Consider the following 26,263-nt stretch of genomic DNA (forward strand, 5'->3'; position numbering starts at 1 on the left):
TATTATCGTCCGTCCTCCAAGCGATCGATTTCCAGTTCGTTTTCGAGTTTTTGAAGTGACCCTGTTGATAGCTGGCCTCGGGCGTAGGCGGCCCATATACTTTCGGGGAAATCGTAGGTTAGGCGTTTATAGATGGAGTAGGCGGCCATCTCTCGTTTGAGTTTTTGGTAACACATTCCGGCCCAGTACATCCCGCGTGAGCGTAAGGTTTTTCCATCGTATCCTTGATCGTTAACGACCCGAAGGAATGCGGCGAGCGCTTCCTCGTTTTTACCGGCACGCATGTAAGCCTCGCCTGCGCTGACTCCGGCTTTACCAGCGAGCGGGTCGCTGGGGAAACGTTGCTGCAACCGACCAAAGATCTGGGCGGTTTTGACATACTCCCGGTTGGCTTTAGTTTGTAGTGCCTCACCTTTGAATTGGGCATCCTTATTTTCGGTATCAGCTAACAATGCCTTTGCCTGCTTTTCATAAGTGGCTGCTCTACGGAGGAAGTAGCTACCTAACTTCGCCATTGCGGTGGCGAGGAATTCTGAGTCAGGGTATTTGTAAGCGAGTTTGACATACTCCTGGGCGGCGACGTCGCGCTCGTTGAGTTTTTCATAGACCGAGGCAATTCTGTATTGGGCCTTGGAGGCGTGCAGAGTTTCTGGGTAGCTGCCAGTCACATTCATAAAGCGTGACAGAGCGGCGCGGTAGCGGGTTTCCTGCAGGTCACCTTTTTCAGTGTCGTTGGCTTCTTCTAGTGATAGAGTTCCTAGCAAGTACTCGGCGTGGGCGCGGGTTTCGGGGTCTTTGAATTGATCCATCGCCTTGGCGAGTAGTTGCTTGGCACGAACATATTCGCGGGCAGCCATTTCGGTTTTTCCGAGTTTGCGGTGGCTTTTGGCAATTTCTAGATAGCTTTCCGCCAGTGAGAACTGGGTGCGCATGGCGATTTCCGGATCGTCATATTTTTTGGAGAACGGTTTGACGGTTCCGTCAGATCCTTTGCTGATGGTGATCATCTGAGTCGGTGATTTAATACCGTTGCTCGCGGTGTAGCGCATGGCGACAACGTCGTCGTAAACAACGGGGAATCCGTCGCGTCTGACATTGTGTGGAACAGGTTCCTGATCAGTGGACTCAGGAGTCTGCGGGGTGATTGCCTTGGCGTAAGAGAGGCGGTAGCTGCCTTTGAAAACACCACTATGCGGGGTGGACTCACGGAGAACCACGCGATGCTTGGCACCTGATTTAGCCTGCATTAGGACGTTCACTGTGTCGGTTTTATCCGAAACATCGCCACCGAGGTCGACAACGCGGAGAGTGATGGTTTCACCGACGTAAGCGGTAGTTCTGGCTTCACGGAAATTATTTTCCATGACATCAAAAACGGGATGGGTGATGACCTTGGTGGTTGTGGTGAGCCACTTGTCAGCGCCGGATTCGTCTTTGTACTTCATTCCGATATGGACGCGCTCGCCGGGAAGGACGATGAGTCCGTTGATTTTGAGCTTATTGTATTCCTCGTAGCCTAATTCGCCATTGCGGGCTTTTTGGAGAAGATCGTATCGTTCATCGTGAGACATCACGCCGTACTCCGGAGAGTGGCTGGCAATGAGTGGGATGTCCAAAGTGAAGTGGTCGAGCACGGCGTTGTCTGACCAGAGCTGGTAGCTATTTCCAACATAGGAAGCAATTTCAGGAATGCCTCTCCAGATGTCTCCATATCTCTTCTCGGGAGTCACTAGGTGACCAATGAGTTCAATGGTTCCTGGCACGTTAAGATCGAATACTTTGCCGTCGAGGGGAACCTCGGCGATTTTGCGGCCGTTATCGGTCTGGGCGTAGAGGGTGACGGTGGATGCGGCTCCGAGCGCGAGATGAGGGGCGAGTAGCTCGACATACATCCGGCGACCATGCACGGTCTTGAATCCGCCTTCGGGTGGGGCGGTAGTCGGGAACAGTTTGTGGGCGATCGACCAGCGTGGCTGGATCTGCCCACTACCCGCCTCCCTGGCTTTGCGGGCTGAATCGGCTTCGACTTTGAGTTGCCCTTCATCCATCTTGATAAATCCTTCGGTGAGTGAACGGAATCCAGGAAGGTCTCCTGCGCCAGTGCTGTAGTCGATGTTGGTCACGGTTGGCTGTGACAAGCTGATCTGCGGCAGAGCAAAGATGGCGTGGTCGATCCTAGCGTAGCGGTCGGTGGGCACACCGGGCTTGGTGTTTTCCTCATCGCGGTAGATGGCTGTGAGTGTTCCCCCCTCGGCGACTTGGATCTCATTTTCCTTTTTGGGAGCGGTGGGCACCGGAATCATGATGGCCTCAAAGACGCCAGTGGATGGGCCGGTTTCGGTGGCGATGAATTCACGTGTACCACCAGACTCACTTTGCACCGTGACAGTCAGGGTGTCAGGTTCGACGGTGACATCCATATCAGCGTCATTGATGGCGAGTGAGAGTGGCTCTCCGTATGGGAAGCGGAGGAGTTTCTCATAGTAAGGCATGTCTTTCCTATGTCTGCCGCTGAAGCGCGGTTTGATATCAGCAAACTCGATTTTTGCGGTGCTGAAGGCTACATTGAGTAAGCGCTCCTGCTTTTGCTGTGACTTGGTGACGTAGCGGTCGTCGACGTAGCGGACGGAAATTTTATCACCGGTGAGTATTTCCAGCGTGTCGTTCTTATTGAGCTTTGAGTAGTCCTCGGCGACAGGTAGTACTTTTTTGCCGTCAGGAGCATTGAGTGTGACTTTGTTCAAGGCCGGGATTGGCCCTTCGCTCTCGGTGAAGACTAGCTTGAAGAGTCGGGTGCGTGAGTTCGGTGCAAATTTAACATTGAACTCGGAGCCATCGGCATTGGCTGTGATAGCAGCAGATGCGTTGCGGTGAGTGAGGACGCCTTTGGGGAATTTGGTGGTGTCAAAAAAGCTATCTGGGCAGTCGACGAGTGCTTCTTTGTCCTCGAGGTTGGCAGAGAGTTTGACGCCGCGGCCAAAGCCGATATTGGCGACCCATCCAGTGGCCCAGATTTCAAACTTATGAACACCAGGGCTGAGGTTGATAGAACCTTCAAGATTGCCCGTACCCCCTTTTTCAGAGATCCTGCGGCCGTCAACAACGAGCGTGAACTTCGGTTTGCTATTGATCGACGGGTGGGTATTTTTAGGGATTTGGTACTTACCGAGATCCACTTTGAACTTACGTGTTACATTGGATGACTCGTAGAAGTGCGCCTGGAACCTGTAGATCACGGAAGAAACGCCGTGTCGGTTCTGACGTTTCCAGACAACGGTCTTGTAGAGGTCTTCTGGTAGAGCTTCGGAAGGGCCGGCGACATTGGCGACGGCGCTCTGAGCGAACTGTTGACTCACCCAACCACTTTCCAAGTGCTGTTCCAATTGACGAAGGTCATCGATAGTGCGGCCTGAGCTGGCGTGAAATCTGTCGGTATCATTCATGATAACGACCGAAGGTTGCCAAGGGTCTTTCAGAGCTGTGCGATGCGTAGGATAGACAGCGACTTGTTGCATATCGCCGGGATTCATGCCTGTAAGGAGGATGAACTTCTTGAGCTTAGCTCCAGGTTCTTTGGCGGTGATTGTCATTTCACCGAGCTCTACGTTGTCGTTGAGGTCGATGTTAAATTCCGGAGTCATTCCTTTGACGGAGACTGGCTGCCAAGCTGGGTATGTGGTTTCCGGGCTGAGTACCATGTTCGGGTTACGGCCGGGCTCGGAGTTTTGCGCAGATGCCATTGCCTGAGCGCCGGTGGTTGGGATGCTTCCTTCGAACCAACCCGTGTGGGTTCCAGTTTCCTTTAGAGTGATACGGCTGATGCCATCACCACTGGAGCTCTCGACGCTGACGGTGAGTTCATCAATGCCGGCGGTGCGTGAGCGGTCGGGGTCGATGACGCGGACGTGGATCGGGTTGCCAGGTTTGACGCGGGTTTCGACAGGTTGTTCCTTTTTCTTCCCTTCTGAATCCTCGTCCATGCTTTCACCGGTGAGGAGCTTACGGCCAGCCTCTGCGGCGCGTTCTGCTTTGGCGAGGGCAGTGAGATCGGCCTCGGAGACTTTACGGTTTACCGTCTTCATTGCCTCCATCTGCTTCTCCATGTCGGCGATACGTTGTTCATCCTCGGTGAGGAGTTTGCGGGAGGACGCCATGAGGGTGGAGTTGGAAGCGATGGTGATGGGACCGCCACGTTTCTCAGCGATGTTGTTCATCTTCTTGCGGAATCGCTCGGAATAGGCGTAGAAGACCTCGTCGTCACCGATGACCTGGAGGATGCGGTCGCCGGGTTTCGGGGCGCCGAGTGCGGTGGCGACTTCGCCACGGAACTTGGTTTTCTGGTCGCCAAACTGGCGGAGGAAGAATGTTTCTTTATCACCTGATGTGGCCCAGACGACAACTTCAATCTCGGTGCCAGCACCGGAAACTGCGAGGGTGGGGTCGACTAGGGTGACTTTAAGTTTTTCACCGGGAACGAGGGTTTTCTGAGCGCTACCTGAGGTCACTTCAATCTCGGTGGCCTCCATCAGGTTTTTGCGCTTGAGTTGGACTTTTCCTAAGAGGATTTTGGCTTCGCGTGGTTTGGTTCGCGGGCAAGGATGGACTCGATATCATCGGCTGCGTCATCGTATTCTTCCATGTCGTAGTTGACGACGGCGCGGGCGTAGCGGGCGGGTGACCACATCTCTGGGATGCGTTCGAGCTCTAGTAGGCCGAGGGTTTTTAGAGCTGAGTCAAAGTCTTTTCCAATACGCTCGGCGTCGGCTTTGCGCAGGGTGGCCTGGTAACGGGCGACGACACCTTCGTAGGCTTTATTTTCCTGGGTCTTGGTATAAATCTGATGGGCTTCGCGGAGCTGTCCGCGCTGCATGGCGATGTCACCGTAAGCGATTTCGAGGCCAATTTTTTCTTCGGGAGTGAGCGGTGATGTTGGCTCGGCGGACCAGGCTAGGAGGGCCTTGACGAGGTCTTCCTGGCGGGTTTCATCGCGGCTGTAGATCACGCGTTGGAGTGCCCAGTTAAGGTAGCTGACGTTGAGTTCGCGGATCGTGGGGATGAGATGTTCCCAGTTCTCATCGCAGAGTTCCCAGGCGGAGTCTTCATTTCCGGTCAACCAATCGCCTTGGGATTTGTAGATCGGATAAGTTGGATCATTTTTAGCCACTGGGATCACCATCAAGCCCATGTTCATTGCTGCTTGGCTACGGAGGGTTTTGAGTACGCGGGTGTCACGTGTGGGATCGACTTTATGCTTTTTATTAACTGGCTGCGGAGGAAAAACCGCCTGCCCGGTCAGCGCCATAGCGTAGGCAGCGGACGGTTGTTCGTCTGCAAGAGATTTAGCAAAGGCGAGTGTTTGTGGGAGGTAACCTTGGTAACGAATCACCCGCATGCTGTCCCATAAAAAGTAAGCAACTTTGTGAATGACGACCGGGTCCTGTTTCTCCTGGATGGTTGTGAGCAGGATCAAGGGGTTCGCTTCTCCGGCGGCGGGTATGATTCTGAGTTCGATGAGATCGACGATCAGGCTGAAGACTTTCGGGTCGGATAACACGGCTGCATCGAGGGCACAGATCTGAGCCGAGGCATTAATCTCGAAGCGAACCGGTGATTTCTTAGCACCATCGATCGCCTTGGTCAGAGCGGCGACGGCGGTTGCGACATCGACCTTGGCGGCGGCAGGTGATGTATCGCCCTTCTTGGGTGCGACGGCAGCCTTCTTAGGCAGTGCCAATAGGTCTTTGCAGACGATTAAGGGATCGGATGAGTCGACGACGGCTAGCTGAGCCGGAGTAGTGAGTTCTTTTTTGAACCACTGACGGGCACCGCTATGTACGGCACCGGAAAGTGTTTTCCATGATGGAGATTTGACGAGAGCTTGGATCAGTTTGACCTGTTCAACATTGTCCTCTGGGTACTGCATGTTGATCCATGCCATGACCTTCCATGATGCGAGACTATTGCGTTTCAAGTCGTCGGCGACGGATTTGCGCAGTGCGGCTTCGAGTGGGTGCGGCACGCATTTTTTAGGGAAACGTTTTTTCAGTTCGAGTACATTGTCACTGCGGGTGTGGCGCTGGGCGAGGAAGAGAATGCCGGGGGCGTACTTGGAGGCGTTTACCTTGTTGGTGGTTTCGATTTCAGCCCAAACTGGGTCGGTACTAGACATTCCGGTGACGATTGCGTTGCGCGCAAGTTGCTGAGCTGCGACGCTCTGGTCAGCGAGTAATTCTGGAATGGCCTCTGGAGTGAATGCTAGAACTTTTACGAGTCGCTCGTGGACACTAGGGATTTTAGGTTGTGCTGATTTGTAGTCTGCCCAGAATTTTCTGAACACGGAGAGACGCTTAGCGGCTGGGTCCTCCTTCTTGGCATCCACGGTGGAGATTCCACCGCCAAGGGCCGCCCATTTTACGGCCCATTTCTTTTTTTCCTCATCAGTCGGCTTAGCACCGCAATATTTGCTAAGGGGGCCGTATATAGAAGCATTGCGTTGGTCATGGTGCTGGGGAAGACGCCATGCCTCAGGGCCCACGATAGCCGTTAGCGCTTTGTCAAAATCCTTGTCCTTGCCTGCAGCAACCGCCGCGAGGATGAGTGAGGCTTGCTGGCGGGAGTTTTGCGCAAGGTGCGGGACGAGTTGTTGAAGCTGCTCGAATGTGAGTTGACTCCATGGCTTTTCTAACAACACAGGACTCGTCCGGCTGTTCATTAGCTTCGGGTTGGCCTTGATGTAGTCCTGCACTGCATTGACCTTAGTCGGGGTAGCCTCCTTATGGTGATAATAATTGGGATTGCCCCAAGACGGCATGAGACCGGCGAGTTGAATCGGGGTGAGTTTAGGAACAGCGGCGATGATCGGTGCCATTTTAGAGTCAATGTCATCGGCCCAGTATTTCGCCATGTCGCCTCGGTAATGTCGGCTATTGCCTCCGCCTCCCCAGCCGTTTTGTACCCAGAGGGCGTAGTGTGGGTATTTCGAGAGCAGCGCCTTGGCTTCGGCGAGCGGTGGTAAAATCACCTTGCCAGCAATCTTCGCCTGGTTGTAGGCTTTGACCGATACCGCCCAGTCGATGCGCAGTGCCATCTCCGGGTTAAAACTCATCACTTTGGAAAGTTGTTTGCAGTTGGTGACGAGTTCTGCGGTGACAGGGGCAATCCCGGGCATCTCGACGTAGCTGCTGAGGTTCTCTAGCAGCCAGTTGAAATAGCTACTGTAGCGGACGAGTAACAGGTCGGAGGGAAGCCCGGCCTTGATGCCGGCGTGCAGTCGGGCGGCCACGGCGGCGGAGTCCTTGCGGCGGACGGCTTCATCGAGGAACCAGGAGTCGAACTGGCGCGCACGCGGGCAGACCATGACACGATTTCCCTCGTTGCGGCCGAAAGCGTAGGCACCACTGACGTCCTTGAGACGGTGGATCAGGAGTGAGTAAACTCTATAGACAGCATCATCGGCAGTGGCGGATTTGAGGTCAGCTTTTTTAAGGTATTGTTGGTAGAGTGCTGTGCCATTTTTCCAATCGCCGCTGAGCTCTGCGGCTTGACCGGCGTAGTAGAGCAGCATGCCATCTTTCGGCATGTTTTGGCGTAACCATTTCTGGGTTTCGGCAATGGCCTGGGTGGGCTTTCCTTCCTTGATTCCAGCTTGCAGCAGGGAAATGATCGCCTTTTCAGATTGGGTTTCGATGGATGCTGTTACAGCCTTGCGTTGCTCGTCGAAAGTCGCGGCGGTGGCTGGCACAGCCAGTGAGCCGAAAACTACAAGCCCCAGAGAGACGCCAAACATTCGAACCCCCTTACCAGAAGATCTTTTATCAGTTCTGGTGGTGATGGCATTACCGGGGGTGGAGTGTGTTGATTTTGTCATTCGAATGATGATCTAATTAGAGTATTATAAAAACCTTGAGGTGGCTTGGCTGGGTCAATCACAGGTAATTACTCGCCGCTGGAATTTGCGGACTCCGCCTCGATGCCTGCGAGTTTGCTGCGGGCTTCGGTGATATGTTTGCTCGATGGGTAATCGGAGATTAGCTGGCGGAGTTTTGCCTTAGCAATCTCGTTATCGCCCATGCGGTAACCTACATTCGACCAGAGGAGGAGCATCTCATCGAGGAAAGCAGCGTCTGGGTAGTCGTTAAATACGCTGTCGAGCAGGTCGGCAGCAATCGAGAAGTTCTCCGTATCGACGTGGTGGCGAACGACGCGACCGAGTGATTCGGCGGCGAATGAGCTCTCAGGGTAGGTCTCGTAAGTCCTGCGGTAAGCGGCGATGGCACCACCCATGGCTCTCTGCAAAGCACTGGCGGCAGAAAGTCCACCTTCACCCCATTTACTGTTATGTTGGTCGGCGGCCTTGATGGATTCCTCAGCTTGCTTCTGGAGGACTTCACCGATGCGGTACTGAGCCTCAGCTGCAGAAATCGGGTTCTGGAGCTCGAGCACACGTTTGTAGGATTCGACAGATTTCACATAATCACCTTTATCGGCGAGGCTGCGACCTAGAGTCATCAGCGCTTGGTCAGCGAGGACGGATTCTGGGTAGAGTCGGTTAAATGCCAGACATGTGGCTGTAGCGGACTCAAAGTCAGCCTTGAGCAATTCACTTTCCCATTTGAGTTTAAAGGAATTTTCGACCAGATCACCTGGAAGTTTTGCTCTATTGAGGATGATTGGTCGATTTTTGCGAGGGCTTCCTTAGCGCGCAGTGCGGCGCGTTGGTCGAGTCCCATGTCCTTATAGATTCCACCTAGACCGGTGAGGGCCTCGGCTTCGACTGAGCTTTTACGGGCTTTGAGTAGGGCGTCGAACACAACGTACTGATCGGCTGAGACACCCGAGTTCACGGAACCGGAAACCTTGATGGTCGCCTCGCTCTCACGTGGTTCATCACCGTAGAGGTGGACTTCATCTGTGTAGGTGACACGGAGTTCGTCTAGCTCGTTGGTGTGGAGAACCCCGTCGTCCATTATTGGCTCTACTCCTTCTTCGAGCGGGGCCAGCTTGATTCTTCCAATAAAGTTACCGGTGCGAATTTCTGGGCCGTCGCCGGTTTCTACGAGTGTTACCGAGATACTGTCGCGTACTTTCCAGACCTCTTTTTCGTCGTCTTCGAGAGCGAAGATATCGATGGCGTCAGCGGATTCTCCGTTGGCCTGGGCTTCAACTTTGTAGCGGGAGGTGACGGTGAGTGTGATTTTTTCTGCGCCGGGTGTTTTATCGAGGTCGGCATCGCGAAGCATAAGCACCTGCGGTTGGCCTGGGTAGGCGATGTAGGCTGGGGTGGAGTAGTCACCGAGGTAGAAACCAACAGTTCCAGTGCTCACAGCGCGGACCTTACCGGTGCGTGGCACGCCTTTTTTGCCGTCCATCGTGCTATCGTCAAGGTAAGTCACGGTTATTGTATCGCCACCGATCATTTGCAGGACTCCGTCGCCAGGTTTGGCATCGCCTAGGGCAGTGGGTGCAGATGCGAGCATTTCGTGTTTTTTGCCAGCAATGGGCACGCCGGTGATGATTTCGGTATCGCCACTGCTGACGGCAATTGTTGCGGTAATCGGCTGACCGAGCTTGCGCATGACGGGCACGTCGGCGTCTTCGATTTTGGCGTAAAAGCGCTGACCTATCTCGATTCGGCCGAGTTCTTCACCCGCGTCCTCGACTTCGGTACCAACCAGAGAAAGCGAGTCGATCGCCTTGTTCCAGTTTTTCAAATTGTAGTGGCTCATGCCGATGTAGTAGTAGGCTTTGTTGGCCCACTTGGTTTTACCGGCGACCTCGGTGAGGCGGCGGAACAAGGGGAAACACGCGGAATACTGGCCACCTTGGAATTGGCTAAATCCAGCTTGGAATAGAGCCTCGTGGTAGAGTTCTTGCTTGGTTTCAGCTTGTTCCTCACCTGGTACTGGTGCGAGTAGACGGGTGAGCAGGAGAAAGTGACTGAGCGCCTCTTTGTTTTTATGGAGACCTAGATAATGCTTACCCATGGACATGTGAGCCATGTGGGCGAGTGTGGTGCCTTGATTGTCGCGCACAACGGTATTGAGCATGGCGAGGCCACGTTCGTATTGCTTGTAATCCATCAACTCCATCGCCTTGTCGTAGAGGTGCTTGGCGCGGCGGTCGATATCCGAAGAGGCACGGGAACGTGGAGCTGCGTCCTTCTTTGCTTTGTCTTTACCCTGTGCTTGGGAAGCTACGGGCGTAGCCAAGCAAAGTGCCAGAAGGATCAGTGTTGAGTTGATGTTCACGAAGCTAGAACGTTTCATTGTCATATAAAATTTCATCAAATTTTTTGATTGGTGGTTTTTTTATTTAATTTAGCTAACTTACAAACGATTTCGCTTATCGGAGCCATTGTACTTTTACTCATTTCGCCACTGGATGCTGCGGTGTCATAGGTTGATATCGATGAGTAAACGAGTCATTTTTTACATATTCACTTTCACACCCTAGCCATATATGGGCAGGTTAATTTTACTCCTCGGCCTCGGCTTCACCTCCGGTGAGTGCCACGCCGTAGCGCTCGAGACGGTTGTGCGCTTCACTGGACTCGCCACTTTTTGGGTAGCGCCGCAGAACCATCCGAAGTTGTTGGACTTCCTTGCCTTTGTTGCCGCTGATACGGTAAATATCGGCAATTTTCAAACTTGCGCTGGAAGCAGTGGAACCGCCGACGGACTCAAGCCCTTGGACAGTCTTGACTGCTTCTGAGTACTGCTTGAGAGCGACCATGCAGTCGGTGACTCCCCATGTTGACTGAGGTTGCTTATTTGCCACACGGTAGGCTTTGATCGCCTCATCATAACGACCAAGCCCCTGAAGGAGTACGGCCTGAGACATGCCGAGCGCCTGACCGGCATACTTTGGGGATTTTTGCAAAATTGGCATCTCTTGGAGAGCTTTCTCCATGAACGGGCGGTTGCGGTGAGTCCGTGCATTGTAGTAATCGAAACGAGATTTTGCAGCGAAGGTCTTATCCTTCATTTTTGCAAAATAGCGCAGCACGAAGTCCTCTGGCTCGTAAAGAGCCGCAAAGTTGGTGAGTTTGAGAATTTCCTCATCATTCATACCTTGAATACTAACCGAGCGCATGACCGTCCTTGACTCCTCATTCATCCTCAAGCTCCTCAATTGATTCATGAGAGCCATTTTCTCAGGATTTTTCAAGCCACCGAGAAATGCTTTACTTTGACTAGCAAAGAAATTCGAACGCATTTTAGGGTCGACGCCGTAATAGCCAGACCATTTCAACACGCGTGCGAGAGTGGCTGGCTGGAGTTTGTATTGTTTCTCCATCCCAGCGAGCCAGCTTTTGCTGTCCTTTTCGTAGACATTCTGGAGATCAATCCATTGCTTGCGCAGGTCATCGTTATCGGTAAATCGGTCCCCCATTTTGGCGCTCCAGTAGCGGGCGGCTTTCTCCTTTTTCTCCAACTCCGCTCCTGCGGGCATTCTCAGGGACGTATTCAGGACGGTCGACCAGTAGCGATTGTCTTCGTTGGGCTTGTCAGTTTTTTGGCCACGGCCATCAAAACCACCAGCCTCGACGTAGAACTTCTGGAGTTTGTCGTTATTTTGACTGCGAGTGACGTAATGGGCAAGTACCGCGTTGCGGGCTGCAGCGGCTGCCTGATGATTCGTTTTGGAAAATGCTACCGCTGTGCGCCAGTGGTACTCTGCGGCTTCCTCGAATTTCCCGAGCTTTTGCATGGCTCCGCCGAGGTATGTGAGAGCTGTGCCGGAGTTTGGCTGGGCGACATAGTCGTCATCCTTGACCATTTTTGCCCAAACCGCATTTTGCTTGGCGGTGTCACCATTTTGCTGATGGCATTGGCCCATGTAAAAGAGCGCTCCGGCAGCGTAGCTGACATCATCTGGGAAATAATCCACGACATCTTGGTAGGCCTTGATCGCGGCGTGACGTTTGTCGATCATGTGCAGACAACGTCCCATCCGCAGCAGAACATAGGGAAGTGCCTTGCTCTTTACGAACTCGAAGGAATAGGCCTTGTAGGCTGCGTAGGCTCCTTTGTAGTCGCGCTTTTTATAAAGTTTGTCTGCATCCTCGAGATTCAAACCCTCGAAGGTATCTAATTTAGAAAATTCCTTTGGCGGGTAGGTGATTTCCTGACCCGCCCGATTAGCTGAGCATACCGAGACACTTAAAGTAGTTAAGGCCAAACATGCCACTGCTGTCCGGCAAGTACTGCCAATTCTTTGGAAATTATTCTGTCTCATAGTGTGTAAAAGTCTTATCGATGCGGTATGCAAAATATGACTGGTACAGATATCAGTCAAGATACGAGACCACAATAACCTTCTTTCATAATTCCTTTGAATAAGGATTTCTAATTGCGGAAATATAAAGCAAATTCGCAGCATCGTAGTAATTACTCACATTCCGGCGATAAAAAACCACTCAAAAACGCAAGGATTGACGTGAGTAAATGGGCGTGTGGCCTATGCTGCTTATATGGTAAAACACGAGACTAACAATCCTCCACACGACCAAAATGGCCATACAATCACTCGGATTTCCTGCACTCCAATTTCTGACGCATTTTGCCAACAGAATACTCTAGCTGATAACGAATTTCATGAGGGAATGAGACGCTTCAATCTAGTTGCTCTGCTTTTTAAGTGTCTGGCAAAGGGCCGCAGATCTGATGCCGTTGAGCTCCCCTATATCCTCATCACCTTGTTTGTCTGGCCCGTTCTGAAATCTGCTAGCATTCATTGTATTTGCTCCGAGCTCTGCCAATACATCAAGATAGGAGCTCAAAAAAAATCAAGCACCCCACGACAAAGGACTTTGCAGACAAGCGTAGTGCAAGCGCTAAAGGCATGAAACGTGCGCTGGCGGAGGACAATAATGAGATGCTTCAACGCATGCTGAGATCGGCAATCAATGGAAGCTGGGTTCACAGCTCTATATTTACTTGCTGATGCTGGTTTGGCATCAAAAAGAACATTGATACAGCAATAGATCTGGAGCTGATGGCCATCTTTCAGATGAAACGAGGGAAGCTGCGCAGCATGTCATTTGCCAGTTTAGTGTGGAAACTCTTTCGTCTTCTGATCACAGGAGCGCTTGAGGTAATCAAGGGGCTTGGGGAGGAAATGATTCAGGATCTAACAGGGGCCGCCGGCCATGTGGCTGAAGAATTCTTGAACGATGCATTCCACATGACCGACAAGCACATAGAGAGTCTGCAAACCGCCGAGAATTTAGGTCAAACACCCTGAAGACCTCCCAAAATTATCGCCGAAATGTGACTCAACGATCGCGGCCCTTTTATCCCAGGACGCATCATCGATGTCACACCTCGCGCTGCGAAAAATCTAGACTTCCATCAAGATGGTTTAACTCGGGTCAAAGTAGAAGTTCTTAGCGTTGGTGACAAAAGGCATAAACGCAAAGCCGAACGCAAGAAGCGCTTCCTCTCTTTCTAGAATAACTCCACCAGCAGAGAACCCCGAAGTTATGTGAAATGCGCACTTATTCACCGAAGACAAATGAATGAAATCGTACTATACTAGCGCCTAAATCCCTGCTATGAGCCTCTCCACTATGGGAGAACAAGAGCCAAAAGAAATCCGCGTATTTGCGCCAGCAACTGTTGCTAATGTTGCCAGCGGATACGACGTCCTAGGCTTCGCCATCGATGAACCAGGTGATGAAGTAGTCGTGAGATATTCCGATAAGCCAGGTCTCCGAATCACCGCGATCACCGGAGACGGCGGAAAACTACCCAAGACTGTCGAGGGGAATACCGCTGGAGTCTCAGCCCAGGATCTCCTGCGCCATCTAGGGAAATCGGATGTCGGTATTGAAATGGAAATCCACAAGAAGATGCCATTCGGTTCAGGCCTTGGCTCCTCTGCAGCCTCTGCCGTAGCTGGCGTGTACGCAGTCAATGTCCTACTCGGCGAACCTCTCACTAAAAAGCAACTTCTGCCATTTGCCATGACCGGTGAAGCGAGCGCCGACGGTGCATACCACGCTGATAATGTCGGCCCATCACTCCTCGGTGGCATCATCGTCATCCGCTCAAACCAAGAACTCGACATATCTGAACTGCCAGTCCCAGAAAACCTCTGGGCTGCCGTAGTGCACCCAGACATCGAAATTCTCACCAAAGTAGCTCGCGAGATCCTGCCAGCAGAGATCTCAATCAGCACAGCGACCCAGCAGATGGGTAATCTAGGCGGGTTCATCTGTGGCCTCTACGAGGAAGACTATAGCCTCATCGGTAGATCTTTGCATGATGTGATTGCTGAACCATTTCGCCAGAAGCTCATCCCTGAGTTCTACAAAGCAAAACAAGAAGCACTATCGCATGGTGCGCTAGGATTCTCCATCTCAGGAGCGGGGCCAAGTGTCTTCGCTCTGTGTGAAGGTGAAAAAAACGCACAAAAAGTGGCATCAGCCATCGCAAACGTATTTAACGACAATAATCTGACCAATCAGATCCACGTGTCACGCATCAACCAACAAGGCGTCCACGTCGTCAACAACTAGCAATAAAATCTAAAATTTCGCCGCGTTATGCAGTTTTACTCAACCAACAATAAGGACCTCCGAGTCGATTTCAAAGAATCCGTCATCCGCTCACTCCCGGCGGACAACGGCCTCTACATGCCTGAATCCATCACACCATTGCCAGATAGCTTCTGGGAAAATTGGCGTGACATGTCTCTTACTGAACTAGGATTCCACGTGGCAAAGCAAATCCTTGGTGACAGCATTCCTGCAGACAAGCTGCGCGAGATAGTCAACGAGTCAATCAACTTTGACGCCCCCGTGGTAACCATCGCTCCTCATACGCATGTGCTTGAGCTGTTCCACGGCCCGACATTGGCATTCAAAGACTTTGGCGCCCGCTTCATGGCTCGCGTCATGTCCTATCTCACAGAGGGTGACGACAACCTACTCACAGTACTCGTCGCCACATCGGGTGACACTGGTGGAGCAGTAGCATCAGCCTTCCATAATATCGAAGGCACCCGCGTGATCATTCTTTACCCTAAAGGCGGAGTATCCGAGCTCCAAGAAAAGCAACTCACCACCCTAGGCGGCAACATTACAGCCCTCGAGGTGGATGGCAGCTTTGACGACTGTCAGGCAATGGTGAAGGCCAATTTTCTCGACCGTGAGTTGATGGAGAAACACAACCTCACAAGCGCCAACTCAATCAACATTGCACGGCTCATCCCACAGGCATTTTACTTCTTCAATGCTGCGCGCCAGCTAGAAGAAGGCAAAGAACCGGTGTTTGTGATTCCAAGTGGTAACTTTGGCAACCTCACTGCTGGCCTGCTAGCTCAGAGCCTAGGCCTGCCTATTCGTCACTGGATTGCAGCGACAAACATCAACGACACTATTCCTCGCTACCTAGCTGACGGTAACTACGAACCATTACCATCCACACCCACCATCTCAAATGCAATGGACGTGGGCGCTCCCTCTAACTTCGCTCGTATGAAAGACCTGTTTGGCGACAATTGGGAAGCTATGCGTGAAAATATCTCAGGACTCGCTTTTGACGACGACGAAACTCGTGAAGCAATCAGAAGAGTAAAAGAGCAAACTGGCTACACAGTTGATCCACATGGAGCTGTTGGCATCCTCGCTGCTGAGATTTGGCACCAAGCCTCACCAGACGATGAAACTATCATCTTAGAAACCGCGCACCCGTCAAAGTTCCTCCCCACAATGGAAGAAGAACTAGGCAAAGGCTCGATCGAAATACCCGAACGACTCGCCTGCTTGGCCAAGCTTCCCAAAGTGGCCCACCAGATCAGTAACGATCCAAAAGAAATTAAGCAGTTTCTATAATTGTTAAAACTGACTTCAACAGCAGCAATCAGCTCCACTCACTCAAACTTGATTCTCAAAAAGCATGAAAAAAATACTTATCACCGGTGGTGCTGGCTACATCGCCTCTCACACCAACATCGAACTACTTAAAGCAGATTTCGAAGTCGTCTTGGTCGACAACTTTTCCAATTCATGCGCCGAGTCAATGAAGCGCGTCGAAGAACTGAGCAGCCGCAAAGTAAAGTTCTATGAAGTCGACCTCATGGATAGCGAAGCTCTCGATAAAGTTTTTATTGAGGAGAAAAACATCGACTCAGTCATCCACTTTGCAGCACTCAAAGCTGTCGGCGACTCAGTCAAAAACCCCCTCGCTTATTACTCTAATAACATCACTGGCTCACTAAACCTCTATCAGGCCATGAAGAATCATGGGGTAAAAAAGATCGTCTTTAGCTCGTCTGCTACAGTTTACGGTGACCCAGAAACAAATCCAGTCACTGAAAGCACGCCCGTACAAGCGACCAACCCGTACGGCCACACCAAGGCCATGATGGAGCAAATCCTTATCGATACCGCCCACGCAGATGACTGGGACATCGCAATCCTACGCTACTTCAACCCAGTTGGTGCCCACGAATCTGGTCGCATAGGTGAAGACCCATCCTACCCAAACAACCTCCTACCATTCGTTAGCCAAGTTGCTGCTGGTGTTAGAGAAAAAGTCGTCGTCTTCGGTGACGACTGGGACACCCCAGATGGCACAGGTGTACGCGACTACATTCACGTTGTCGACCTAGCAAAGGCTCACGCCAAGTCTATCGAGAAGCTCGCAGTTAGTAAGGGAGTACACATCTACAACATCGGAACTGGAAGAGGCTATTCAGTCCTCGAGATGATCAAAGCTTTTGAAGACGCTTGTGGCCACACAATTGCCTATGAAGTCGGCCCTCGCCGCAATGGTGACATCGCTGAAGTCACTGGAAACCCGATGAAAGCAGAAGCTGAACTAGGCTGGAAAGCTGAACTAGGCCTCAAACCCATGGTCGAATCTGCTTGGAAGTGGCAGTCATCGAACCCAAAAGGCTACAAGTAAGACCAGTTAACTCGCTCACGGTTAGACAACAAAGGATTTTCTAGTTGAAATCCACTTCTCGGTGGGGTATAAGTTCTTATCCCCCGAAACCCATGACCCCGCATACACATTCACGCCCACGTGGCGCCACTCTAATAGAGCTCGCTGTAGTTATTTCGATGCTTCTCAGCCTAATCTCAGCCCTCTTTATAAGCGCAAAGTACTACAAAGAAGCCGCCGACAAGTCATCTTGTATTACCCAGATCAGCCAATTTCAAAAGGCTGTCCGTACATATCAAAACCTCAACAGCCTAGCCAATGGTGATAGCATATCCTCTTCTGATTTCTATGGTGAAGACAAACCTTATAGGGTAAAAGTTTTTTGCCCACTAGGCGGTGGTGACTACAACCTTCTTGAAGAAATCCCAAGCTCTGGGGTCGCATTTGCCACATGCGCCGAGTATAATGCCTTAAATGGTTCAAAGGATCCATCACAGGCGCACACCTCAGCAAACTTGTCAGGCTGGTAAATCCTTAGTCTCGCTTAGCTTTCGAGATACGCTGCACAAAGTTTTCCATAGCATCTTCCTTTTCCTCAATGCACTCCACCAGCCTGAGTTGAGTTCTGCAGCGATCAAGGTTATGGGAGGCGTGATCAGTCTTAAAATACACGTCGCCTTCGAGATAATCTGCGAGGAAACGTATTCCAGTCTCCAGCGTAATCACTTTTCCGCCTGTCACGAGATTTTCAATCTCCTTAGCAGTCAAGCAATCACAGCCATCTAGATAACCTTCAGCCAATGCCTCAAACATCGACATCCTCATTTCAACTTTAGTGAGGTCTACTTCATCCTCAGCAGCAGGACTAGTGGCAGTCCTCACTAAGTCCCCAAAATCATATAAAGACAACCCAGGCATTACTGTATCGAGGTCGATGACACACACTGCCTCATCAGTCTCAGAGTCCATCATCACGTTATTCAGCTTTGTATCGTTGTGGGTGATGCGTTGAGGTAAGTCTCCGGCATCGAGCTGCTTGATTAGGCTCGAACACAGAGTTTCACGTTGTTTAACAAAATCAACTTCGTCCTGAACCGACTCGAGTCGTCCCATCGGGTCAGACTCAACCAACTCCATGAGACGAGCAAAACGACGAGGAGTATTGTGAAAATCTGGAATTGTCTCTAAGATATCTTCCGTTGGAAGGTCTGAAACTAGATCTTGAAATGAGCCAAATGCACGGGCCGCTTGGTAGGCCTGTCGAGTGTTCTCGACAATGTCATAGGTATGACAACCTTCAATAAAGTTGTAGCACCGCCAGACGCCAGCACCCTCCCCCTTTGCATAAAACTTCCCCCCTCTTGCTGGGTATAAGTTGAGCGTTTGCCCGCCGAGATCGCGCTTCACTCTCAACACCTTCCAGTTGATGTGACGGGTAACACACTCGACATTGTGCATCACAGCCAGCGGATCAGTGAAAACTTTCTCGTTTATACGCTGGAGAATGTAGCGATTCTTCACCCCATTATCTCGGACATAAGTCGCGATGTAAGTGGTATTGATGAGCCCTGAGTTTATCTCGTGTCCTTCTACAAAATCACCAGAGATAGCAAACTCATGCTTATTGCCTTAATCGTAGAGTGGAGGGGATTTAACAGCGGTGATGGGTGGTTCAAAATAGATACAAAGGGTTGTTCGATGAGTCCGCATTTGAAACTGATTTGAGGAATTCTACAACACTAAACCCACGAAAGAAATAAGGGGTACAGTTAATGGCAATTGTCCCCCCTTTCCCTACACAGAATGCATAGGATGCTAGCCGTATGTCATTGAGCATCGATCGCAAATTGCGCCTTTTCTATGCCTAAACCCGTTACGTTATGACGCCGTTACCCAGTTTGCCGCTGACCCCAAGCTCCTTCGCCTGTTCGTCCCGCCCTGGCTTCACCCCGCTCGATTTTCCAAATCTCTCACCGAATCGATTCGGCGACCTGATCCGTCAGGGAATGGAACTAGTTGGGAGAGATGAAAAAATATGTATCCAAAATGAACGGGGTTGGAATGAAGCTTTTTCCTGAGGCCCGGGACGAGTGGGTGACATAAACAACGATCGGACGCGCCAATAGTAGATATTTCTACAAAAAATAGAAAAATACTTCAATGAAAGCAAAACAATCAAACGATAGGCACCTCAAAATCTCGCACCCTAATCCTTACCCAAAAAGCAAACTCATAATATTTGGCCTAGCCCGGTTGGTCTGGGCGACTGGCTGGCTAGCGGGCGCTGATGATCAATTTTGGGATGAGGTTAATGGTTTGCCATGAATGATTCGCGTAGTGATCCATTGCTCCGTTGACTGAGTCGTGCTCGTGGAATGGTGTAACCTGCAGCCCTCCCAGCTTTGAGATAATACTCACGGTTGAGAGTTTGACGAAGTAGATTGACTTCAGCTTCTTCAGTCGCAGTTCTGAGTTTTAGCCTCGCAGTGGGAATAGGTAATTGGGTTAACTTCACACTTACTATTGAAAAAGTGAGGCCGACATTTTCAGCAAAATGAGTTCTAGTCCGCTAACCTAAGACTTAGCAACCATCTAGCCAATCGGCCTTGACGCTTCAATTACAAGTCTGATTTTTTAGCCGCGAGCCACTCTTCCTCCATCACTGCTAAAGTGGCAGCATCGAGCTCGATTCCACGTTCTTTCAGCCTACTCTCCACCACTGAAAAGCGTCTCACAAATTTATTATTTGTCAGGTCAATTGCGACTTCTGGATCCACCTTTAGCTTACGCGCTAGATTGACCACCACGAAAAGCAAGTCCCCGATCTCAGATTCCAAAGCCTTACTAACGACTCCTGTTTCTTCATAATCACTGAGTTCCTCCACGACCTCATTGAGCTCTTCGTGAACTTTCTCAATGATCGAGCTCGCGTCTGGCCAATCGAAACCGACTTTACTTGCTTTTTTTTGTAATTTCGCAGCTTTCAACAAGCCGGGAAGGCCATCGCCCACACCGTAGAGGTAGGGATGTTGTTCGGTTCCTTTTTCCTGGCGCTTGATCGCATCCCATTGATTGAGCACTCCATCAGTATCACTCACCACGCTCTCGGCGTAAACATGTGGATGGCGGCGCACAAGCTTCTCAGAAATTCCCCGCGCGACATCATCAAAGTTGAAATGGCCATTGCCCTCGGCTATTTCGCTATGGAACACCACCTGAAGCAAGAGATCACCTAGCTCTTCGCGCATGTGCTCCATATCTCCACGCTTGATCGTATCCACTGTCTCATACGCTTCCTCGATCAAGTTAGGCACGATACTTTCATGCGTTTGCTCAGCATCCCACGGACAACCACCCGGAGCGCGTAATCGATGCATAATCTCACGCAATCGCTCCATCTGACGCGAAGGCTCCGCGCACTCTATCATCTCAGTATCGTTCATAACTAGTCCTGCTTTGAAATACGTAATAAAGTGGCGCGTTCCTCCTCGGTCAATGAGTGAACACCATGCTGTGTGACTTTATCTAAAATACGATCCACCTCAGAACTCTCCATATTCACCTTCGTTCGCGGCTTAATTTTAGGCGAATAGTCTGCCCTTGGACCACGCGCTGTTGATTGCTTTGAAACTATACTATCGACCCAATTCAGCATCCAAGGGTTCTTCATCAAGATAAACCCAAGTAGAGCCCCCCCCAAATGTCCAGCCTCGCCGCCAGCATTATCTCCAGAGGTGAGTACAGTGTATACACCTATACCTAAAATGATCATTCCGAAGGTCTTCATCTTCATCGGGATTGGAGGAAAAATCAGCATCACCTTCATGTCCGGGGCGATCACAATCAAAGCCACTAGAATTCCAAAAATCCCAGCGGAGGCTCCCACTAACCAAGAAAACCCTAGCCATCCGACCAAAGCAAGTAAGGTATAGAATAAGGCACCAGCTACGCCACAGAGTATATAGTACGCCGCAAAGCGTCTCGACCCCAATGCCCGCTCGACCATCCCTCCAAACATATAAACAGCGAACATATTAAAGATCAGATGCATCGGGCTCGCATGAAGAAACTGAAAACTCAGCAATCTCCAGTATTGGTGGAAATCAAAGCATGCGCCAATTTCAAAAGCACCGTAGGGAGTTAGACGGCCTAAACTATTGTTGCCTGCACCAAAAAAATCTAACGCATAAATAGCTATATTGATGATCAAAAGCCATTTGGTAACGGGAGCTCCGACAAATCGGCTACTCATTTGATTCCCTGTTCTATTGTTAAACATCCAGTAGCATCCTTAGCACGGTCGGCACTTACTGCAAATGAAATCAAAGCGCCTTTTGGATTGCAGTCCACCTCCTTCAAGCACACATTCAGCGCATGCCCAAGGCTCTCAGCAATCTCACCTGGCCCACCATCCTCCTTCTTCTAGGAGGAGTCGCCACGTATTTGCTATGCCCAATTGAGAGTGCCGCAGTCGAACAACAAATCATTGGCTTCCCTAACTCTGTCGTTCCAGCATACCAGCTCCGACCATGGCTGCTGGCGTTCACCTTTTTCATCCCCTTTATAGCCTCGGTTATCTATCGGCTATCCGACACTCTAGACCGCTACACTATTAAGGTATTCCTCAATGCCTTCGCTATATGCTTTGGCGCTTTATTCATTGTGATGTTCCTCGAAGACATCCAGGACAACCTCTCTGACTTTAAAGAAAATGAACGGATGATGTGGCTCATGGGTAAACACTACCTCATCAAATTACCGTCATTGTTGGTATTCATTCTCCCCTATTCTCTCATGTTAGCCTTGCTCTGGGCTCTTGGGAAAATGTCTAAAAATCAGGAAATCGTCGCGATGATTCAGACCGGAAGAAGCGTCACGCGCATCGTAGCCCCACTCGTCGGCTTTGGTTTCCTCTGCACTTTGCTATGCATCATCTTTAGCTACCACTGGGCACCCTATGCGGACAGCCAAGAAAAAAGCATCCTCGAAGAAGCTCGCGGCATCGCAGCCAGCGAAGCCCGCCACGTGGCCTACCAAAATGCCGATGACACCCGCCACTGGTATGTCGGAGCGTTCCCAGCGGAACACCAACACGGAAAACCACTGAAATCCGTTAGCATTTCAGTTCTCGATGAAAAGAGCCAAGTCATCCAGCGCATCATCACTAAATCAGCATCATGGTCGATCAACAAGCGACTTTGGGAGTTAGAGTCCCCGCTAGTCTTCACCTTCAAGCAAGGCAAAGAACAGGTCACCAAACACCAAGGCAACCTCACTTTTGATTGGCCGGAAACTCCCTACCAAATCATCAACCCAGGCTTGAAACCACCCTTTATGGGAATCCCTGGACTTACTAGTTGGCTCTCTAACCACCGGGACCACCCGCTCTCTGACAAGCGCTCCTACCTCACCCATTGGCATTATAGATTTGCCGCCCCCTTCATCTGCATGATCACCATCATGCTAGCAGCGCCACTAGGGATCGTTTTCAACAGACGTGGTGTGGGTGGAGGTGTCGCTGTCGCCATCTTCCTCTGCGCTGGTATGATTTTCTGCTCCACAGTTTTTCCGACCTTAGGTGAGTCTGGTCATCTCCCGCCAGTTGTCGCAGCTTGGGCCACCAATGTCCTTTTCACTTTCGTCGCCATGATTCTCTTCCACCGCCGCATGACTGGCCAACCGATCTACCAAACAGTCAAAAATTGGTTCGCATCGTGAGCGTAGCTCAACGGCTTCATGGTGACACATCCGTCTTCCCATACAGTGTCACCTACGCCCGCTACGAAAATCAGGACTCAGCAGCCAAGCTTGGGCAATTATTTCTCCAGAACAGCTAAAGCTGCTGTCACCTATATAGCTCCGACTCGTGACTATTACTTCAGTAAGTCTTTGGATGCTATTTCGTATGGCATAATGCTGACCCGATCACTGCTGACGGCTCATCATATCTCGTCCCTGAACCTTCATCCTGTGTATTACTACTCGGATCACTCCTATTTGGACTAGGCATTCGCCGACGTAAATAGTCTTACTTTAAATTACCAACACCTTCCTAATGGCCTGCATCATCCTTGATGCAGGCCCTTTTATTTAGAACTGCCATTCGTTTTAAAATAGCCATTTCAAAAATTAATTTGCAAATCACTCGATCTAATAGATAAGTGTAATAATGACAATGAAGGACAAACTCATCAGCAGTGCGATTCGCGTATTCTCAAAATCCGGTTACCGCGACGGGAAGGTCGCGGAGATCGTTCGCGGAGCTAAGGCAAACATCGCTGCGGTGAATTATTATTTTGGATCTAAAGAAAAGCTCTTCACTCAGGTGTTACGCAAAGCCTTTGCTGTCGCGGAGCAGAGCCACCCTATCAGTGGAAAGCTTCCGAAGAACGCCCCAGTCGAACAAAAGCTGGCAGCTTTTGCGCGGGCAATTGTCAGCCGAACTTTAGACAAAGGCACCGCTGGTGATTATAATCGAATCATGAGCATGACGCTACACTCACCAGGCTCACCGATTGATACCATTTGCGCTGAAGTGACCACTCTGCAAGTCGAACCACTCATGCCCCTATTAGTTGAATATTTAGGAGCGGCTGACGAACAGACCTACGCTGTAGCCACTCTCAACTTCCTCAGTCTCGCCGCTATCGTAGCTAAGCACCCCTTCGTGATGGGTAAAATCTTCGGCGACGACCCAGCTAAAGAAACGTTAGATGCATTCATCGAGCAACAAGTGACGGCTATCCTGGCTGCCACCAAATCCCTGGCAGTCAAGGAACTGTCACACTCAATCTAACGAAGGCAAATATGTCTAAGATCGCCTCTTCCCTGATTGGGATTGTATTGCCTTTCACTATCGCCAGCTGTGTCCAGCAACCAGGCGCCCTCTCCCCCAACGCGAAAGCTTCATTGGATATCCCAGCACGCTACGATGCGACTCAACCACCAGTCCCAGAGATTAGCGAAAACCTAGTCAGTCTATTTCCTAGCCCGCAGCTAAAAAACTACATTTCCAAGGCAGTTAAAAACAACCCTGACCTACGATCCAGTGCAGCTCGTCTAGAAGAAGCTGGCTACAACACAAGACGCTCTCAGGCTGGACTCAGCCCGACCCTCAACGCCAACCTCGGCGCTGGAACAAACACAAGTAACCCTTCAGGCTTTTCTTCAGTCAGCTCCGAGAGTTACACTGCCTCGCTCGACGCCCGCTGGGAAGTCGATGTATGGGGCCGCATCCGTGCAGGCGTGAGCGCCTCAACAAGCGACCAAGCGGCAGCAGCTGCTGACTATGCATCAGCAAGACAATCGATTGTAGCGCAAACTGCTCAAGCGTATTTCGATCTCTTGCGAACAAGTAGTTTACTAGAGCTCTCAGAGCGCAGATTAGTTTCATTTAAGAAGACTCTCGATCTCGTCAACCGTCGGTTTGAGGCTGGCACTGCCGATCTAGGATCTCTCGACCTCGCTCGAACAGACATTGAGAATACCAGATCACAGGTCGCGCTACGTAAAGACGACCGCGACAAGGCTGCTAGAAGACTAGCCACACTCACTGGCGCCTATCCTAACAACTCCAGCAAAGCCACAAAATGGCCAACACTCAGCCGCAGTGTCCAAGCTAACATTCCATCCACTCTGATGCTGAAGCGCCCGGACATTGATGCTGCGTACCAACGCATCAGAGCTGCTGACTCGAGAGTGACTGTTGCTCACCGCGACCTTTATCCCGATTTCACACTCACCGCTAGTTACGGCCAGCAGTCGAATATTCTAAAAAATCTAGCAGACTCTAACTTCAATGCCTGGTCATTACTTGCCAGCCTCAGCGCTCCGCTAATCGACGGTGGAGCAAGACGTGCGGAGCTAGGAGCCTCCAATGCCAGAGCCAAGCGAGCCCTCGCTGACTATCAATCCATAGTGCTCAACGCCTTCCGTGAAGTTGAAAATGCCTTGGGATCAGAGAACTATTTACGACAACAGTACTCAGCAACCGGCAAGGCTCTCACTGCCGCCCAAAGCGCTGAATCGCGTGGACTAAGAAGCTACGACAACGGGCTGATCAACATCCTCGATTTACTCGCTGTCCAGCGTAGAACATTCGCCACTGAAGAATCACTCATCAATATTCGGGCTCTGCGCTACCAGAACCGCGTATCGCTCGCTCTCGCCTTAGGTAAGGCACTTTAATTTTTCTAACTCATCTATCTACACACGTGAAATTAGTACTCAAAATTCTCATCCCATTGTTAATCCTCCTAGCTGCTCGTGGTGTGGCTATCAAAATGATCGGCTCAAAACCTCTACTTAAGAGCAAACAGCCCCCCGCAGTGGTGCCCACAGTCTCGACCCTCACGGTTGGTCTTGACACCCATAGCCCTCCTGTCCTCACCTTCGGCACAGTCAAAAGCTATTTTGAGACTGCAATCACGCCACAAGTTAGTGGCAATATCACCTTTGTTGCAGACACCTTTAGAGTGGGTAGAGAGGTGAGCAAAGGAACGGTACTAGCACGCATCGACACCACCGATTACGAAGCGATCCTAGCACGAGAAGCTGCAACACTCTCGACTAACAACCGCACGCTAGAAGAGGAAATCATCCGATCGAAACAAGCTGAAGGAGATTGGAAAGCCTCTGGCAGAGAACTCTCCTCCGCCTCCCCCTTTGTTCTCCGCAAACCTCAACTCGCGGCGGCACTCGCTAGCATCGCAGCCTCTGAAGCAGCCAAGAATAAAGCCCAAACTGATATAGACCGTTGCACTCTCAAAGCTCCATTCGATGCAGTTATTAGTGAACGCTCGGCCTCGATCGGAAACTATGCCACTTCCCAGAAGCCGCTGGGCACCTTAGTCGCCACTGAGATGGCTGAGATTCGCTTACCACTCACACCTGAACAAGCAGCACGGATAGAACTGCCTAACAAGTCAACAGAACCAAGCTCGATCATCTTGACTAGCCCGACAAAACCTGGAGCCGAATGGACAGCCACCTTGAGCCGAACTGACCCGATCATTGACCCGACCAATCAAGTAGTCTTCGTCATCGCCGAGATTACTCACCCGTACAAAGGAAAGGCCTCATTACCCATTGGGACATTTGTCAGGGCCACCATTCCGACCAAAGAAGTCCCAGAAGCAATGGAAGTACCTGAAGTAGCTCTGGTGAATGACTCCTATCTTTGGGTTGTTGACTCTGAGATGAAGCTCGTAAAAATCAACACTCAGCGTATCCACAGCCACAAAGGCATGGCTTATCTCAAATTGATCGACCCAGGTTTGACTCCACCACTCAAGATCGTTTCTAGGCCTTTGACCAACTTCCGTACAGGCATGCTAGTCAAAACTCTTAGCCAGTAACTTCTTCTGTGCAGT

At 50.8% G+C, this 26,263-nt stretch carries 20 protein-coding genes and 1 pseudogene; 12 read left to right on the forward strand and 9 right to left on the reverse strand.

The genetic code is table 11. The features are described from left to right. Positions 1 to 2: 2 nt before the first annotated feature. The 5 genes from BSZ32_RS04070 to BSZ32_RS04090 all read right to left on the reverse strand — a co-directional run bounded on the left by BSZ32_RS04070 (position 3) and on the right by BSZ32_RS04090 (position 12,237). Positions 3 to 4,526, reverse strand: a complete 4,524-nt coding sequence (locus tag BSZ32_RS04070) for a tetratricopeptide repeat protein (protein WP_105042245.1) — start codon at positions 4,524 to 4,526, stop codon at positions 3 to 5. Positions 4,527 to 4,555: 29 nt separating this feature from the next. Further along, positions 4,556 to 7,867, reverse strand: a complete 3,312-nt coding sequence (locus BSZ32_RS04075; protein WP_105042246.1) for a hypothetical protein — start codon at positions 7,865 to 7,867, stop codon at positions 4,556 to 4,558. A 68-nt stretch (positions 7,868 to 7,935) separates the two neighbouring features. Then, a complete protein-coding gene (locus BSZ32_RS04080) occupies positions 7,936 to 8,598 on the reverse strand; it encodes a tetratricopeptide repeat protein (protein WP_129589582.1) in 663 nt (220 codons plus the stop codon). After that, on the reverse strand, positions 8,508 to 10,271 hold the full coding sequence (locus tag BSZ32_RS04085; RefSeq protein WP_206018716.1) for a tetratricopeptide repeat protein: 1,764 nt from the start codon (positions 10,269 to 10,271) through the stop codon (positions 8,508 to 8,510). The genes BSZ32_RS04080 and BSZ32_RS04085 overlap by 91 nt, the downstream gene beginning before the upstream one ends. 202 nt (positions 10,272 to 10,473) lie before the next feature. After that, positions 10,474 to 12,237, reverse strand: a complete 1,764-nt coding sequence (locus BSZ32_RS04090; RefSeq protein WP_165788636.1) for a tetratricopeptide repeat protein — start codon at positions 12,235 to 12,237, stop codon at positions 10,474 to 10,476. Between the two features lie 774 nt (positions 12,238 to 13,011). Here BSZ32_RS04090 and BSZ32_RS04100 point away from each other — a divergent pair. The 6 genes and pseudogenes from BSZ32_RS04100 (at position 13,012) to BSZ32_RS04120 (ending at position 17,422) form a co-directional block, all read left to right on the forward strand. Next, entirely contained in the window at positions 13,012 to 13,245 is a 234-nt protein-coding gene (locus tag BSZ32_RS04100; protein ID WP_129589583.1) for a hypothetical protein, read from the forward strand. A gap of 45 nt (positions 13,246 to 13,290) precedes the next feature. After that, a pseudogene (locus BSZ32_RS20285) lies at positions 13,291 to 13,452 on the forward strand (septal ring lytic transglycosylase RlpA family protein); the annotation flags it as partial. A gap of 103 nt (positions 13,453 to 13,555) precedes the next feature. After that, positions 13,556 to 14,521 carry a homoserine kinase gene (locus BSZ32_RS04105; protein WP_240610561.1) on the forward strand — a complete coding sequence of 322 codons (966 nt, stop codon included), beginning with the start codon at positions 13,556 to 13,558 and terminating at the stop codon, positions 14,519 to 14,521. A gap of 27 nt (positions 14,522 to 14,548) precedes the next feature. Then, positions 14,549 to 15,838, forward strand: coding sequence for a threonine synthase (thrC, locus tag BSZ32_RS04110; RefSeq protein ID WP_105042252.1), 1,290 nt, complete (start codon positions 14,549 to 14,551; stop codon positions 15,836 to 15,838). Between the two features lie 64 nt (positions 15,839 to 15,902). Beyond that, positions 15,903 to 16,913 carry a UDP-glucose 4-epimerase GalE gene (gene galE, locus BSZ32_RS04115; RefSeq protein WP_105042253.1) on the forward strand — a complete coding sequence of 337 codons (1,011 nt, stop codon included), beginning with the start codon at positions 15,903 to 15,905 and terminating at the stop codon, positions 16,911 to 16,913. A 92-nt stretch (positions 16,914 to 17,005) separates the two neighbouring features. Beyond that, the gene (locus BSZ32_RS04120) at positions 17,006 to 17,422 is read left to right on the forward strand and encodes a type II secretion system protein (protein WP_129589584.1); all 417 of its coding nucleotides are present in this window, start codon (positions 17,006 to 17,008) and stop codon (positions 17,420 to 17,422) included. A 4-nt stretch (positions 17,423 to 17,426) separates the two neighbouring features. Here the strand turns inward: BSZ32_RS04120 and BSZ32_RS04125 are convergent, their stop codons facing one another. The 4 genes from BSZ32_RS04125 to BSZ32_RS04135 all read right to left on the reverse strand — a co-directional run bounded on the left by BSZ32_RS04125 (position 17,427) and on the right by BSZ32_RS04135 (position 21,171). After that, entirely contained in the window at positions 17,427 to 18,500 is a 1,074-nt protein-coding gene (locus BSZ32_RS04125; protein WP_105042255.1) for a phosphotransferase enzyme family protein, read from the reverse strand. 700 nt (positions 18,501 to 19,200) lie between these two features. Continuing rightward, positions 19,201 to 19,407: a hypothetical protein gene (locus tag BSZ32_RS18275; protein WP_129589585.1), complete on the reverse strand. Its 207-nt coding sequence runs from the start codon at positions 19,405 to 19,407 to the stop codon at positions 19,201 to 19,203. Positions 19,408 to 19,510: 103 nt separating this feature from the next. Further along, positions 19,511 to 20,335 carry a nucleoside triphosphate pyrophosphohydrolase gene (mazG, locus tag BSZ32_RS04130; RefSeq protein ID WP_105042256.1) on the reverse strand — a complete coding sequence of 275 codons (825 nt, stop codon included), beginning with the start codon at positions 20,333 to 20,335 and terminating at the stop codon, positions 19,511 to 19,513. A 2-nt stretch (positions 20,336 to 20,337) separates the two neighbouring features. Continuing rightward, positions 20,338 to 21,171: a rhomboid family intramembrane serine protease gene (locus BSZ32_RS04135; RefSeq protein WP_105042257.1), complete on the reverse strand. Its 834-nt coding sequence runs from the start codon at positions 21,169 to 21,171 to the stop codon at positions 20,338 to 20,340. A gap of 95 nt (positions 21,172 to 21,266) precedes the next feature. Here BSZ32_RS04135 and BSZ32_RS04140 point away from each other — a divergent pair, with 95 nt between their 5' ends. From BSZ32_RS04140 to BSZ32_RS04160, 6 genes are all read left to right on the forward strand, one after another. After that, positions 21,267 to 22,610, forward strand: coding sequence for an LptF/LptG family permease (locus BSZ32_RS04140; protein ID WP_105042258.1), 1,344 nt, complete (start codon positions 21,267 to 21,269; stop codon positions 22,608 to 22,610). Further along, on the forward strand, positions 22,607 to 22,729 hold the full coding sequence (locus tag BSZ32_RS20000; protein ID WP_276308397.1) for a hypothetical protein: 123 nt from the start codon (positions 22,607 to 22,609) through the stop codon (positions 22,727 to 22,729). The genes BSZ32_RS04140 and BSZ32_RS20000 overlap by 4 nt, the downstream gene beginning before the upstream one ends. Positions 22,730 to 22,816: 87 nt before the next feature. Beyond that, positions 22,817 to 22,918: a PEP-CTERM sorting domain-containing protein gene (locus tag BSZ32_RS20530; RefSeq protein WP_105044764.1), complete on the forward strand. Its 102-nt coding sequence runs from the start codon at positions 22,817 to 22,819 to the stop codon at positions 22,916 to 22,918. Between the two features lie 149 nt (positions 22,919 to 23,067). Then, complete coding sequence (locus BSZ32_RS04150) at positions 23,068 to 23,688, forward strand: TetR/AcrR family transcriptional regulator (protein WP_165788637.1); 621 nt, start codon at positions 23,068 to 23,070, stop codon at positions 23,686 to 23,688. An 11-nt stretch (positions 23,689 to 23,699) separates the two neighbouring features. Beyond that, complete coding sequence (locus BSZ32_RS04155) at positions 23,700 to 25,079, forward strand: efflux transporter outer membrane subunit (protein WP_105042260.1); 1,380 nt, start codon at positions 23,700 to 23,702, stop codon at positions 25,077 to 25,079. A 26-nt stretch (positions 25,080 to 25,105) separates the two neighbouring features. Continuing rightward, positions 25,106 to 26,248, forward strand: coding sequence for an efflux RND transporter periplasmic adaptor subunit (locus BSZ32_RS04160; RefSeq protein WP_105042261.1), 1,143 nt, complete (start codon positions 25,106 to 25,108; stop codon positions 26,246 to 26,248). The last annotated feature ends 15 nt before the right edge of the window (positions 26,249 to 26,263 follow it).

Origin of the sequence: Rubritalea profundi (assembly GCF_002954445.1) — a bacterium.
Lineage (GTDB): Bacteria > Verrucomicrobiota > Verrucomicrobiia > Verrucomicrobiales > Akkermansiaceae > Rubritalea > Rubritalea profundi.